This window comes from Pseudarthrobacter sp. Y6 (assembly GCF_050156205.1).
In the GTDB taxonomy this organism is placed as follows: domain Bacteria; phylum Actinomycetota; class Actinomycetes; order Actinomycetales; family Micrococcaceae; genus Arthrobacter.
In genome coordinates this window covers 2602186-2615229 of record NZ_CP189574.1, presented here as the reverse complement: position 1 = coordinate 2615229, position 13044 = coordinate 2602186, and the positions used below count along the sequence as shown (strand labels likewise).

The window sequence follows — 13044 nt, the reverse complement described above, 5'->3', positions numbered from 1 at the left end:
CTCATCTATACTGTGATTCAGCCGACGATTTTCGAGGTGTCTTGAACCTCGATGACGGTAACCAAATTCTTGCTTCACCGCTAAGGGCGCCAATGCGCGACTCCTGACGCTAACTCGACATTTTGACGTGAAACGTAGACGTCTCTGACCGTAAGGGAGATAACGTGGCCACCGCCCGAATTGACGCAGACACCCGTATCCTCATCATTGGCGCCGGCGTCGTTGGTGCAGCGCTGGCCGACGATCTGACCCGGCACGGCATGAAGTCCGTAACAGTGGTGGACCAAGGGCCCCTGTACCGGACCGGTGGGTCCTCATCCCATGCCCCTGGCTTCGCGTTCCAGACGACAGGTTCGTCGGTGATGTCCGAACTGGCCCGGCGAACACTCGACAAGCTGGACGGGCTGACATTGGATGGCCAGTGGGTCCTCAAGCGGGTGGGCGGTCTCGAACTGGCTTGTGACGGGGAACGGCTGGAGTACCTGCATCGCCGGCACAACCTCGCCCAGTCATGGGCCATCCCGTCCCGGATCGTGTCCCCTGAAGAGTGCGGGAAGCTGTTCCCGGGCCTCGACACTTCCGCCGTGCTCGGCGGACTGCACACGCCAACGGACGGAGTGGTCAAGGCCCTACGCGCCGTCGAATGGCAGGCCCGTCGTGCCATTGCGAACGGGGCACGTTTTTATGGCCATACTGAGGTTACGGGGTTCCGTATGGAACGTGGACGCGTGACCGGCGTCGACGTCGGACGCACACCGCCGGTGCCGGGCAACCCCTCCAAGGGTGACCAGCTTCCAGAAGGGACGTCCTTCCTGGAAGCCGATATCGTCGTCGTATGCGCCGGGCTCTGGGGCCCCGGGCTTGGCAAACTGCTGGGCCTGGAGCTTCCCATGGTCCCCATGGAGCACTGCTCCGCCTCCACCGACGCCCTGCCGTCGCTTGCCGGCTTCAGCGACGAGGAAGAGATCGACCGACCAATGGTGCGGCACCAGGCCACCGGTTCCTACTTCCGCCAGGGCGGAGAGCGAATTCTGTGGGGAACCTACGAGCACCGCGTCATCCCCGTGGACCAGTCCCAGATCGCTTCCCCTGAGGACTTTGCCAGAACGCAGATTGAACCAGCCATCCATCCCCTGGCGTGGAACGACGCCAAGGACGGGTGGAACGAACTGAGGCGGCTGTTCCCGGAGGCGAACAGCTGCGAACCAGCAGAGGGATACAACGGAATCTTCTCGTTCACTCCGGACGGCAACCCGCTCCTCGGGGAGGTCCCGGGCATCAGGGGACTTTGGCTGGGCGAATCCGTGTGGCTGACCCAATCCGCAGGCGTGGCCGGCGTCCTGGCTGACTGGATTGTGACCGGAGATCCCGGCGTTGACACGACGAGCCTCGACTTCCGTCGCTTCGATCAAGCACACCTGACGCGCAGCGCCAGCATTGCGCGGGCCAGCGAGAACTACGACGAGGTCTACGACATCAGCCACCCGCGCAACCAGACGATGCAACTGAGGAAGTTCGCCACAACGCCCTTCTATGTTCGGCAGGAAGCCCTGAAGGCAGAGTTCGGGACTTCACAGGGCGGCTGGGAGCGTCCCCTGTGGTACGGCACTACCAAGGCGAATCAGCCAGCAGTGTCGCGGGACGCATGGGGGACGTACGGATGGTCTCCGTCCATTTCTGCCGAGGCGCGCCAGGCCGCAAACGGCGTTGGGCTCGTCGACAGGGGAGCGGTCAGCGTCTTCGAAGTCCGCGGTGAGGATGCCGGGAAGCATCTGGATGAAATCCTCGGCTCAGCTGTAACTTTGCAGGTCAACGGTTCAGCATACGCCCACCTGAAGAGTCCGTCCGGGGGTATCGCAGCTGTTCTGACAGTTTTGCGGACTGCTGACGACTCATTTCTCGTCATCGGCAGCAGCCCCGAGGACGTCTGGCATCTCCGCCGGAAGACTCCGCACTCTGACACGGTCACCGTTTCCGATTTGTCGTCAGCAACAACCGCGTTGGCGCTGATCGGTCCGGATGCAGCAACAGTTCTCGGTTCGGTCACGCGCGGTGCCGCCCCCGCGGCGAACTCACCCGAGACGCCAGCGCTCGACGTCGGAGGCGTTCCGGCCCGCGTCGTGGCAGAAACCGCCTCAGGTCTGGGCGGCTGGACACTTTATACGGCCACAGAGCACGGCCTCTACCTCTGGGATCTCCTCGTTGAGGCCGGTGCGCAGCATGGGATTGCTCTCGTCGGCGACGAAGCATTCACAGCGCTGCGGATTGCCAACGGAGTGCCTGCATTCGGTGTTGAGTACGGCCCCCGGGACAACGCCTTTGAAGCTGGCCTTGCCGGTCCTTCCACCGATGAGGGCGCACGTCCTGGGCACCGACTGCTCGTGCGCCTGAGAATGCGCAGCGATCTCCACGCCGTCGTCCCGGGTGAACCGGTGTCGAAGGACGGCTGCGTGGTCGGGTTCATCACAAGTTCCGCCGAGGACCCCGCCTCAGGTCATTTCCTCGCTTTCGCCTGGGTCGACCCGGAAGTCGCGGCGGTGGGCGCTGAAGTGGAGATATCACACCTCGACCAGCGTTGGGCGGCGTGCGTCGAGCGTTCCCGCTAAGAACCAATTCGGGCCGTCGTCCGGTCATGCGTGTTCCTATCTGTTTTTACATGGGATGCATGGAAAGGAGGAACAAGTCGCCATGACCTTCGTTGATTCCCAGCCTGCTCGTTGGCCCAGAGCCCTGGCTGGTGGACCTTCCGCCTGCTGAGGTCTCGGGTTATTTGGGCCTCCTTTCTGGGTTGTTGTTGTGGCCGTGCTTGGTCTTTCACATTTCATGTCCCGGGTTGTTGTGATGACATGACCTGGGCGAGATTTCTTGAAGATTTTTCGGTTCGCTTCGCTCCTTTCTGTGGCATAGGGGAGCAGTTTTGTGGCCGGTTGTCTGGCCAAAGGCGTGTGTACGTTGTCCACACCGTGTCCACAGGCGGCTGTCGGCCCCGCATTCCGGCTCCCTTCCTGCATTTCTGCCGACACCGCTTCATGCGCTTCCCTGTTTCAGACGAGATGACTTTGCGGGCGGTTCTCCTATAGTTGTTGGGGGAAAATGGCCAGCCCGGCGGTCCGGATCATACTTGAGAGTGCCCGGAGGGGACATCGTGGCCGGCGTGCGGTAAAGGGACGGGTCGACGTGTGTGGGACCCAAGCCTTCTTCGGGGCAGTTTCTGGGCTGGATGGTCTGCCAGACGTATCCAAGCCCAAGGCGAGCCTATAGGCATGACTTGCCCTGGACTGGATAAGTGGCTGCTTGGATTTGTTCGCCGCGGCAGTGTGCTGCGGCGCCGTGTGACTGTTATTGCTCGGGGTCGGCCCGCGTCGACGGGCCGTGTGTCCCCCGTGCCGGGCCAGGAGTCCGGCGGGGATCCTGGGACGGACCGACGTAAGGCGCAGTGGCGGGTGCGTGCGGGAGAGCGGTGCGCATGGTCCGGTGCGGTCCTGGCCTGGGTGGTGTCATACGGCTTCATGATCGCGTAGCCGGTTCAGGACGTGACTTGATCTGGGGTTCATTGGTGGATTTCTGGATCCGTCCGCCTACCGCCTGAGCTCGGTCTGTACGCGTCCGCATTGAGTTCTGGCATTGTTGTTCGGCGCTGAGCGCAGTGGTATGGCCGATCTGGATCTTTCGCTCCCGGAGGAGACGACTGCGGCCAATGAGGCTGACCAAGTCGGCGGGTGTGGTGATGTGCAGGTGTCCGTGACGATCTCTTTGGTGCGGCGGCTGCTGTTGGTTCGTCCGGCGGCCGGTGTGGTGCCTACTGGTAGAGGAATCACCTCCGGGTTTGAGGGACCGGAGTGCAACCCTGGGGACCGGGCAGGCGGAGGAGATTGTTGCGGGGAAATAAGCGACGCATGAGCGCCGAGGAATAAAGTCTGGGGGGAAGGCCGGGCGCATGGCGCCCATGACTGACGCCGGAAGTGCCTGTTTGGTCTGAAGGATAAAACTCTTCGTAGGCTACGGAAACGACCAAGCCCTCGCCGGCACCGACGCGGCACGCTGGCCGCACGCACCCCGGCCCCGGCCGGGAAACTGTGCTGATCACCAACGAGGCCCACAACGCGATCACCGCGCCCCTGCTCGCCGGCGAAACCGCCCTCGAGGAAGCCACAGCAACCCACCGCGCCATCCAGACCCGGGTACGGCTAAGGGCCTTCGGCACCGGGCCAACTCGTCCTTGACATCGAAAGCAAACACTTAACGCACGCCATCCGGACCGCCGCATTCAACACAGTCACCGCCCTAGCCCGGGACCTGCGCGTCAACACCGGCTACGCCCACGCCGCCGACGAAGCCCACACCCTCATCCGGCAGGCCCTCACCCCCAGCAGCGACATCCACGCCACCGGCGAGGGGCAGATGACCATCCACCTGGACCCAATGCCCACCCCGCGGGCCACCAAGGCCATCGCAGACGTCTGCGAACATCTCACCGCAACACGCACACACTACCCCGGCACCGGCTCACCCTTCGCTACGCGATCAAGAACCATTCCTGACCTCACGCAAACCATCCGACAATGTCAGGAGTCTTGGTGTCAGGGCTCCAAGGGCAGGAAGATCACCGTGTAGATTCCGAGCAGGGCGAGTAGTACGACGCTGGCTGCGGCGGCCGCCGTCGATGCGACGTCCGGGGCCATGCTTTCCTGGTTGATTCCGCGGACGGCTCGCTGATAGCGGCGTTTGCGTGTGACATTGATGGCGAGGGCGGTCACGACGGCGGCCGCTACGAGGGTGCCGACGAACCAGCCGTGGTGGGGCATCCATCGTAGGAAGACTGCTGCTGCGACGACCATTGCCATGGTGGTTCGGCCCCAGGCAAGATCGGTGCGTTCGGGTTGCAGGCCGGAGTCACCATGCTGGGACGCGTCCTGGTGGGTTGTCACGGTTCAGGCCGGGCGGACGACGACGACGACGACCAGAATCGCGGCGACAAGGGCACCGCCTGCGGCGAGGATGGGCGCGATGAGGGGGAGGGGCAGCGGCGTTTTTCGGCGCATAGCGCGTTCGACGTTCAACCACCGGAAGAACGAGCCTCCGCCGATCACGAGAGCCAGGACGAGCAGCAGCACTGAGATGGTCTTGCGCAGTTCCGGGCCGAACAGGTCGGACATGAATGCCTCGACGGCGACACCGCCGGCGAGCATGGCCAGCGAGGTGCGGATCCAGGCCAGGAAGGTGCGCTCGTTGGCCAGGGTAAACCGGGGATCCGGCTCAGTGCCGCCTCGAAGGATCCGCCGCGAGAAGCCGCTCCGCCCTTCGGCGTCCTGGGCGTCCGGCTCCTCTGTCACGGTGTGTCCTTCCCTGCGTCGCGGTCCTGCGTGCATCCTAATCCGATTTCGGCCCTGCTGTGTGCTGTGGCGTTCACGCGAGCGCCACTGTCCGGAAGCCGCAGTTGCCGCTGGAGGACTCCGGCGTGTTGGACGTGCGGGCGGCGACGCGGTATCGGTTGCAGTAGGAGTCGTGGCACAGGTAGGAGCCGCCGCGCATGACGCGCCCGGCGCCGATGGTGGGACCCTGTGGGTTACCGACAGGGGAGTTGCGGTAGTACTTGGGGAGGAACCAGTCGTTGCACCATTCCCAGACGTTTCCGGCCATCTCGTACAGTCCGTAGCCGTTGGGTGGAAAGGTTCTTACCGGGGCCGTGCCGAGGTGGCCGTCGTCTCTTGTGTTGGTCTTCGGGAAGCTACCCTGCCAGATATTGCAGCGGTGTTCGCCTCCCGGGGTGAGCTCGTCGCCCCAGGCATAGCGTTTGCCGTCGAGTCCGCCCCGGGCCGCGTGTTCCCATTCGGCCTCGGTGGGCAGGCGCCGTCCGGCCCAGGCGCAGTAGGCCGACGCGTCGTTGTGCGACACGTGGACCACCGGGTGGTCGGGAAAGTCTTCCCATTGCGACGCCGGACCGGTGGGGTGCGCCCAGTCGGCGCCGCGGATGTTCAGCCACCACGGCGCGCCCGCGTCGGCGCCGAGAACGTCGGCGCCGGAGGACGTGGAGAGCAGGTGAAACACGGCTGAGGATCCGTATTGTTCGGCTTCGGTGCGGTAGCCGGTGTCCCGGACGAATGCTGCGAACATGCTGGTGGTGACGGCTGCGGCGTCGATCCGAAACGCGTCCAGATACACTTCGTGTACCGGCGTTTCGCCGTCGGCGGGGTAGCCCTCGCCAAACGCGTCACCCATGCCGAACGTGCCCCCGGTCAGCTGGACATCCTCATGTGGCGACGGGCTGGGTGCCGCCGAGGCCCTGTGCTCGCGGCCGTCTGTTCCCGTCCCGGCGAGGGGTTGGCGTGATGGTGTGCAACAACTCTTGCCGTTGCCACCGGCTGAAATGTCCGGCCGGGCTGCACTCGTCACTCTTACTCCTGGGCCATGATCGACGCGGCACGCCGCTTGAGCATTGCGGCGCGGTCCTCCTTGTGGAGCGGAACCTGCGCATGCCAAGAAACGTGGGTTGCTCCGTTGTTCGGGTGCAGCCGCTCCATGAGATCCTCTGCGAGGTGGCCTCGGCCTGTGTCGCGAACGTGTTCCATGTACTCCTCCAGTCGATTATAGAGGGTTGGACCGGTCTGCAGAGCCGCCTGCATCGGGCCGGGGAGGGCGCCGGGGGTTCCGGCGTAGAACCCGAGCCATTCCGTCAGGTTGGACCTCATCTGCCAAACAGGTCCAGGATGGTGGGGGCGTAGTCGATGTTGTAGAGCAGAGCGTCATTCCTGGTCGCGGCAACTCCGGGCTGGTCCGTGATGCCCGGCCAATGGATGATCATCGGCGGCCGGTGCACAGGCTCGGAGGCCAGGCTGGCGACGCGGAGTCCCGGACAAGGCCAGCGAAGACGATTCCGAAGCCGACGACATACCTGCCGGCGACGAAGCACGAGACTTTTTCGACGGCAATAAGGACTAATGCCGGGGGGAGCACCGGTGCAGTGAGCGGCCTGTGGGCCCTATTTATCGGTGGGGTGGTGGCACCGGCAGGACGCATGGCTACGGTGATGACGGCGCTGGCCAGCGGGATCGTGGCCGGCACGGCCCTCGGCTCCTACCTCGCCGGCCAGCTGGCGGAGACCCGGGGCCCGGCGGCGGCGTTCGTGGCGCCATGGCCGCGTCTGCTGCATTGTTTGTCCTGGGCGGGATCGCCGCGCTGGTTCTGCGGCGCAGCCAGCACGCTGCACACTGAGACGCGCCTCGCTCTGAACACGGCCGGTCCCTGCGGGCAGCGGTGCGCGATCCGTGCACGGGAAATCAAACCCTGAGCGCGGCCGCCGCAGCCGTCGTCGCCGGCCGCGGGAAACAATGATGGTCATCCGAACCGTGAAGGAGGACCATGACCCAAGGCCTGGCCACCCCGCCGCAGGAGCAGGGCCGACCGCTTCCGGCCAAGCCCGGAATGCTGCATCCGCGGCTCGCGGCAGCAGCGGCAGGGGCAGGGGCGTTGTCACACGCCTTCATGCTCTCCACGCACACGACTCCCGTGGCGGTGGCGCTGGCGGTGGTCATGACGGCTGCTTGCGTGCCGTGTGCGGTGTCGCTGTGGCGCCGCGGAGATCCCCGGTCTGCGCGGATGCTCATGGCGATGTCGCTTGCGATGGTGACAATTCACGGATTCATGCTGACCGGGGGCCTCACAAGTGCAGCTCCGCACGCCGGGCATACCGCCGGTGCCGGCCACGTTGCCGGTGGGGGAGCAGCGAGTAGAGCGGTGTCGATGATCGCCGTGATGGGGTGTGACTACATTGCCGCAGCCTTGGCCGCTCTCTGGCTATCCAGACTTCGTTCCGCCCGGCGGCGGGACAGAGTGTCCGACGGCCAACAGGATAGCCTGACGACGGCCTCCTGAGTTTGCGGTCCCGAGCTGGTCAGGCGTAGTCGAGGCTTCGGGCCAGACTGCGCGCGAGCAGTTCGACGAGCTGCTTGGACCTGGCTTCGTCCGGATCTGCCAGATGCTGCATGCTGATGCCGTCCACCCCGGAAATGAACAGGCGCGTGATTTGTTCCAGGTTCGTCGGCTGAGGCTCGCCGGCGTCCTCGGCGGCGGAGCGGAAGAGTTCGATTGTCGAGGTGATCCAGCCCTCGTACATGGCCTGGTTGAGCTTCAGCGCCTGCGGCTGGTCTGCTGGTTCCACGCGGATGCGGCGCAGAAGCAATTCGAAGGTGGTGACCTGTTCGTGCGGGTTCGCCATCATTCGCGCCCAGACGCGTCGGGCATGCGCCTCAATCATTGAGGACAACCCGCGGCCGTCGTTGGCGATCGGGGGGAGGGCCTGGGCATAGTCCCGGCTGAGGAAGTGATAGACCTCCTGAAGGAGCTCATCCTTGTTGCGGAAGCAGTAGTGCAGGGCCGCGAGCGGCGCCTGGGCCTCGGCCGCAATCCGCCGGGTGGTGGCTGCGGCCACGCCGTCGCTTGCAATGACCCGGGCGGCCGCCCGCACAAACTGCAGCCGCCGGTCGTCGACGGAAACTCTGGCCATGGCGTCCTCCCCAAATGTGTCGGTGTTCATTTTATGCCCGCTGCGACGCCCCCTTTGAACGGGCCCGCAGACTGCGAACAGGGTCTGCGAAAATTTCTTGCCAAAAGATCTAGTCAAATGACTAAGTCAAGCGACATACTTATGGCACCAGAGTAACTCAAATCACACTTCAGCGGGAGAATGGATTCAGATGGAGGCAGCGGTGAACGGCTATGCGGACCTGGCGATCGTCAACGGCTCGGTCGTGACCATGGCCGGGGGAGACTCCGCCGCGAGCGCCGTCGCCGTGACAGGCGGAACCATCACGGCAGTCGGCAGTGATCAGGTCCGGGCCCTCATCGGCCCGGCAACCCGCATCGTGGACGCCGTCGGCGGGGCGGTGCTCCCCGGCATCAACGACGGACACCTTCACTTCATCGCCTCCGCCATGGTCGGCTTCGGCTACTTGCGTGTTGGAGCGGATGCCGCAAATTCATGGGACGAGATCTTCCGCATCATTGAGAAGGCTGAACCCGGAGCGGACGGCTGGATCCGGGCCCACGGATGGGACGAGGTCACCATCGGCACCCGCCCAGGGGCCCTGCTGGATTGCCGGCCGGGAGTACCCGTGGTCGCCTTCGACCAGACCGGGCACCAGCTGATGGCCAACCGGACCGCGATGGAGCGCGCCGGAATCAATGACGCCACCCTGGAACCAGCCGGCGGCGTCATTGTCCGCGGTAGGCGCGGCGAGCCCACGGGGCTCTTTCAGGACGGTGCCATGGAGCTCGTTTCCCGTGCACTGCCGGCTATCCCGTCCGCTACCCTGCGCCGCGCAGCCCTGTCCATGCAGGCACGGCTGCACAGCCAGGGCATCACTTCGCTCACGGAACCAGGGCTGGGCCCGGCGAGCGCCGGACTCCTGGACGGCTCCGGATCGACGGCGGCTCTGGAGCTGCTGGGCGATCTGGCCGCCACGGGGGAGCTCACGATGCGCATGAACGTTCTCCTGCTCTTCGCCGGCACGGGCGGTGTGAGCAGCGCGGCCGTTGCCGCCGGGCTGGAGTCCGGTCTTGCGGCCAGCTTCACCGGCCGTGACATCGATCCGAAGCTGCTGCGCATTGCCGGAGTCAAGGTCTTTGCCGACGGCATCCCGCGCAGCGGCACGGCCTGGATGAGTGAACCCTACGGGGATGCCTGTACGCACGGAAGCCTCGTGGTGAAGGGGGGCAGCGAGGCTGAACGGCTTGCGGAGCTGGACAGGATCCTGCGACTCATTGACGCGGCCGGACTCCAGGCCGGCATCCACGCGACCGGCGACGCCGCGACCGAGGCCGCCGTCGGGGCCCTGCTGGACGGCACCCGGAACGGGGACAACCGGCACTACATCATCCACGGTGCCTTCAGCACGGAAGGCACCCTCGACCGTATGGCCGCCGCAGGCATCGGCTACAGCACCAACCCGCTCATCCGCGCGATGGCCGGCGACGTCATGCGCACCCTTCTTGGCGAGTCACGCTTTGCCCGTCACCAGCCACTGCACTCGGCACTTGCCGCGGGCGTGCACCTCAACCTGGCTTCCGATGCCCCGGTGGCGAGCACCGATTGGCGGCGCACCGTCGTCGCCGCCGTTGAGCGGTCAACACCCTCACGGGCCGCGTCCTCTGCTGACCCCGAGCGGATCACCGGGCTGCAGGCGCTCGCCGCCATGACCGTCCAGCCCGCCTGGCAAGACCATGCGGAGGGATTCAAGGGCACGCTGCTGCCTGGCATGGCAGCCGATCTTTGCCTTCTCGAGGGCGAATGGCCCAGCGACGAAAACATCAACAGGCTTCTGACCACAGACGTGCTGATGACCATCAGCAACGGTCGCGTAGTACATGACCGGCTGGATGCCTGACGGGCAGCAGCACCCCATCACGGACAACAAGGAGAACAAAATGCAACGACGCATCCCCCTCGCACTGACGGCCATTGTGGCCCTCGCGCTGACCGCCTGCGGAGGCGGTCCGAGCGGCACCCCGACCGGCCAAGGAGGTCTCACGACCCTCAAGGTCGGCACGCTCGGCATCGGCTCCGACGCCGCTATCCAGCTGGCCGTTGACAAAGGCTACTTCAAGGACGAGGGACTTGAAGTCCAGACCTCTGTTGTGGCCAACCCGCCGGCCGGTGTGGCCGCGGCTCAGAGCGGCCAGCTGGACCTGACCTACACGCCGTCCATCCCCCTGCTCAACGCCCTGAGCCAGAACGTCCCGCTCACCGTCGTGGCGGCCGCGGACGGCTACTCGGCCGAAGGCGTTGCCAATCCCGATCTGTCCAAGGTCGACGACACCGGCCTGCTGGTGCGTAAAGACTCCGGCATCACCCGGCCGAAGGACCTCGAGGGAAAATCCGTCTCGGTGCCGGCCCGCAAGGCACAGTTTGAAGTGACCGTCAGCAAGGTCATCAAGGACGACGGCGGCGACCCCGCCAAGGTCAACTGGTTGGTCCTTGACCCGTCCTCGGCCATGCAGTCCCTTTCCTCCGGACGCATCGACGCGGCCTCGCTCATCTCGCCCTTGACCGCCAAGGCGATCTCGGAGGGCAACGTGCTGCTCGCCAGCCCCGGCGTCGAGTTCTTCGGCGCCAGCGCCGTGGGCCTCTGGGTCGCCGGCAAGTCGACAGTCGACTCGAAGAAAGGCTCCCTGCAGGCCTTTCAACGGGCCATCTACAAGGCCAACGCCTATGCCAACACGCACATCGATGAGGCCCAGCAGGCCAGCGCCAAAATCACAGGCACGACGATCGACATCGTCAAGGCCGGCGCCGTGAACTACTGGCCGGACGCCGTCAAGGTTGAGGACATCGAGAAAGTCGGCCAGTCCCTCGTGGAACTCGGATTCCTGGCAAAGCCCGTCAAGCTCGGCCCGGACCTGCTCCTAGGCAGCTGAACAACCTTGCGATCCGAGCCCCGGAGAAACACATGAAGTTCCGTCCCAAACCCCTCATAACGAGCGTCGCCGGCATCCTTGCCGCGATCGTTCTCTGGCAGCTGATTGCTGTGGGCCCCATGGCCGACAGCCCGCTGCCCCCGGCCAGCGCGGTGGCCGAAAGCCTTAGCACGGTGCTGGGCACGTCCCTGTTCTGGTCCGATCTGGCCGCAACGGTCGGCATCGCCCTGCTCGGACTGGGAACCGCGGCCCTGGCGGGAGTGGTGCTGGGCATTCTGGTCGGCAGCTTTGAGCCCTTCCGATATGCAACGCTGGCGGTGCTTGAATTCCTGAAGCCGATCCCGCCCATCGTCATCCTGCCCCTCATCGTGCTGGTTTTGGGACCAACGGGGCAGATGTCGTGGGTGCTCGTGTTCTTCGGCTGTGTGCTCCCGATCATCATGCAGACGGTGGACGGCGTGCACGATACCGATCCCGTGGCCCGGGACACGGCTCGCTCCTATGGTCTCAAGGAGACGGAGATCCTGGCCCGGGTTGTGCTTCCCAGCGCCATGCCGTTCATCGGCACGGCGATGCGCGTGGCCGCCCCCGCGGCCCTCGTCATCACAGTGGTTGCGGGCCTGCTGGGCGGCGGTCCGGGTCTGGGCCGCAGCATCTACCAGGCCCAGGCTGCCGGTGACTACCCAACCCTGTACGCCCTGGTTGCCGTCCTGGGCGTGCTCGGGCTCCTGTTCCAGGGCGCTACGCGCCTGGTGGAGGGCAAATTGCTGAACTGGCACGAATCGTTTAGAGAGGCGGCCCACGCATGAACCGCAAGACATTGCACTGGATTCTCGGCGCGGGCACACCCGTCCTGCTGCTGGCACTCTGGTGGATCGCGTCCGAGCAATCCACCAGCGCCTTTTTCCCTCCGCTCCGCGTCATCCTGGAGCGCTTCCAGGCCCTCTGGCTCTTTGAGCACTTCCAATCGGATGTGCTGCTGAGCCTGCGCAATCTGCTCCTGGGCTACGGTGTGGCCTCGGTGGCCGGCATAGCCTTGGGCTTTGTCATCGCGCTGCTCCCGGTGGCCCGGCAGATCCTTGAGCCGCTCATCCACTTCCTGCGCGGGATTCCGCCTGTGGCCCTGGTACCCATTTTCATTTCGCTCATCGGTTTCGGCATCGAAATGCGGGTCGCCAGCATCGCTCTGGCCTCACTCTTCCCTACCATGATCGCCACGGTGGACGGAATTCGCAGCGTCGACCCCGGGCTCAAGGACGTTGCCCGGGTCTACCGCTTCACAACGACGGAAAAGATCTTCCGCGTCTACCTGCCCGCGGCGGGACCGCAGATCTTCTCTGGGCTGCAGGTCGGCCTGCAGGTCGCTTTCATTGTCATGATCGCGAGCGAGATGCTGGGCTCCTCCCAAGGCATCGGGGCCATGACGATCCTGGCGCAGCAGAGCTTCATGACAGCCGATATGTGGGCCGGAATCCTGCTGCTGGGCGTGATCGGCTTCGCCGCCAACCTGATTTTCGATCTCATCCGGCGCCGGGTCCTGGCTTGGTACATCGGATCCCGGAAACTGGCGCGTGCAGCATGAAAACCTCCCTCCCTCCCACCCGTTCGAATTCCGCCGCGCCCGCGGCGCCG

Annotated in this window: 13 protein-coding genes and 1 pseudogene; 9 read left to right on the top strand and 5 right to left on the bottom strand. The window is 65.1% G+C overall.

The genetic code is table 11. The features are described from left to right. Positions 1-164 precede the first annotated feature (164 nt). From ACQCSW_RS12545 to ACQCSW_RS12535, 3 genes are all read left to right on the top strand, one after another. The gene (locus ACQCSW_RS12545) at positions 165-2606 is read left to right on the top strand and encodes an FAD-dependent oxidoreductase (protein ID WP_426986344.1); all 2442 of its coding nucleotides are present in this window, start codon (positions 165-167) and stop codon (positions 2604-2606) included. Positions 2607-4076: 1470 nt separating this feature from the next. Continuing rightward, a complete protein-coding gene (locus ACQCSW_RS12540) occupies positions 4077-4223 on the top strand; it encodes a hypothetical protein (RefSeq protein ID WP_426986342.1) in 147 nt (48 codons plus the stop codon). Position 4224: 1 nt separating this feature from the next. Beyond that, positions 4225-4614, top strand: a complete 390-nt coding sequence (locus ACQCSW_RS12535) for a putative transposase (RefSeq protein WP_426990691.1) — start codon at positions 4225-4227, stop codon at positions 4612-4614. Here ACQCSW_RS12535 and ACQCSW_RS12530 read toward each other — a convergent pair. The 4 genes from ACQCSW_RS12530 to ACQCSW_RS12515 form a co-directional block, all read right to left on the bottom strand. Next, on the bottom strand, positions 4581-4928 hold the full coding sequence (locus ACQCSW_RS12530; protein ID WP_426986340.1) for a DUF202 domain-containing protein: 348 nt from the start codon (positions 4926-4928) through the stop codon (positions 4581-4583). The two genes, ACQCSW_RS12535 and ACQCSW_RS12530, sit on opposite strands and share 34 nt — an antisense overlap. 3 nt (positions 4929-4931) lie before the next feature. Then, entirely contained in the window at positions 4932-5333 is a 402-nt protein-coding gene (locus ACQCSW_RS12525; RefSeq protein WP_258524258.1) for a DUF202 domain-containing protein, read from the bottom strand. 73 nt (positions 5334-5406) lie between these two features. Further along, positions 5407-6393: a formylglycine-generating enzyme family protein gene (locus ACQCSW_RS12520; protein WP_426986338.1), complete on the bottom strand. Its 987-nt coding sequence runs from the start codon at positions 6391-6393 to the stop codon at positions 5407-5409. Between the two features lie 2 nt (positions 6394-6395). Then, positions 6396-6689: a hypothetical protein gene (locus ACQCSW_RS12515; RefSeq protein WP_426986336.1), complete on the bottom strand. Its 294-nt coding sequence runs from the start codon at positions 6687-6689 to the stop codon at positions 6396-6398. Positions 6690-6985: 296 nt separating this feature from the next. Here ACQCSW_RS12515 and ACQCSW_RS12510 point away from each other — a divergent pair. Next, positions 6986-7212: pseudogene (locus ACQCSW_RS12510) on the top strand (MFS transporter); the annotation flags it as partial. Between the two features lie 147 nt (positions 7213-7359). Beyond that, the gene (locus ACQCSW_RS12505; protein WP_426986334.1) at positions 7360-7872 is read left to right on the top strand and encodes a hypothetical protein; all 513 of its coding nucleotides are present in this window, start codon (positions 7360-7362) and stop codon (positions 7870-7872) included. A gap of 19 nt (positions 7873-7891) precedes the next feature. Here the strand turns inward: ACQCSW_RS12505 and ACQCSW_RS12500 are convergent, their stop codons facing one another. Further along, positions 7892-8533: a TetR/AcrR family transcriptional regulator gene (locus ACQCSW_RS12500; RefSeq protein ID WP_426986332.1), complete on the bottom strand. Its 642-nt coding sequence runs from the start codon at positions 8531-8533 to the stop codon at positions 7892-7894. A gap of 160 nt (positions 8534-8693) precedes the next feature. On the opposite strand from ACQCSW_RS12500, the gene ACQCSW_RS12495 reads away from it, so the two are divergent. From ACQCSW_RS12495 to ACQCSW_RS12480, 4 genes are read left to right on the top strand one after another with little or no spacing between them, the layout of a single operon-like run. Then, the gene (locus ACQCSW_RS12495; RefSeq protein ID WP_426986331.1) at positions 8694-10382 is read left to right on the top strand and encodes an amidohydrolase; all 1689 of its coding nucleotides are present in this window, start codon (positions 8694-8696) and stop codon (positions 10380-10382) included. Between the two features lie 40 nt (positions 10383-10422). Continuing rightward, positions 10423-11412 carry an ABC transporter substrate-binding protein gene (locus ACQCSW_RS12490; RefSeq protein WP_426986329.1) on the top strand — a complete coding sequence of 330 codons (990 nt, stop codon included), beginning with the start codon at positions 10423-10425 and terminating at the stop codon, positions 11410-11412. A 32-nt stretch (positions 11413-11444) separates the two neighbouring features. Beyond that, complete coding sequence (locus ACQCSW_RS12485) at positions 11445-12221, top strand: ABC transporter permease (RefSeq protein WP_426986327.1); 777 nt, start codon at positions 11445-11447, stop codon at positions 12219-12221. After that, positions 12218-12994 (top strand): ABC transporter permease, encoded by a 777-nt coding sequence (locus ACQCSW_RS12480; protein ID WP_426986325.1) that lies wholly within the window; start codon positions 12218-12220, stop codon positions 12992-12994. Before ACQCSW_RS12485 ends, ACQCSW_RS12480 begins: the two co-directional genes overlap by 4 nt. Positions 12995-13044 lie beyond the last annotated feature (50 nt).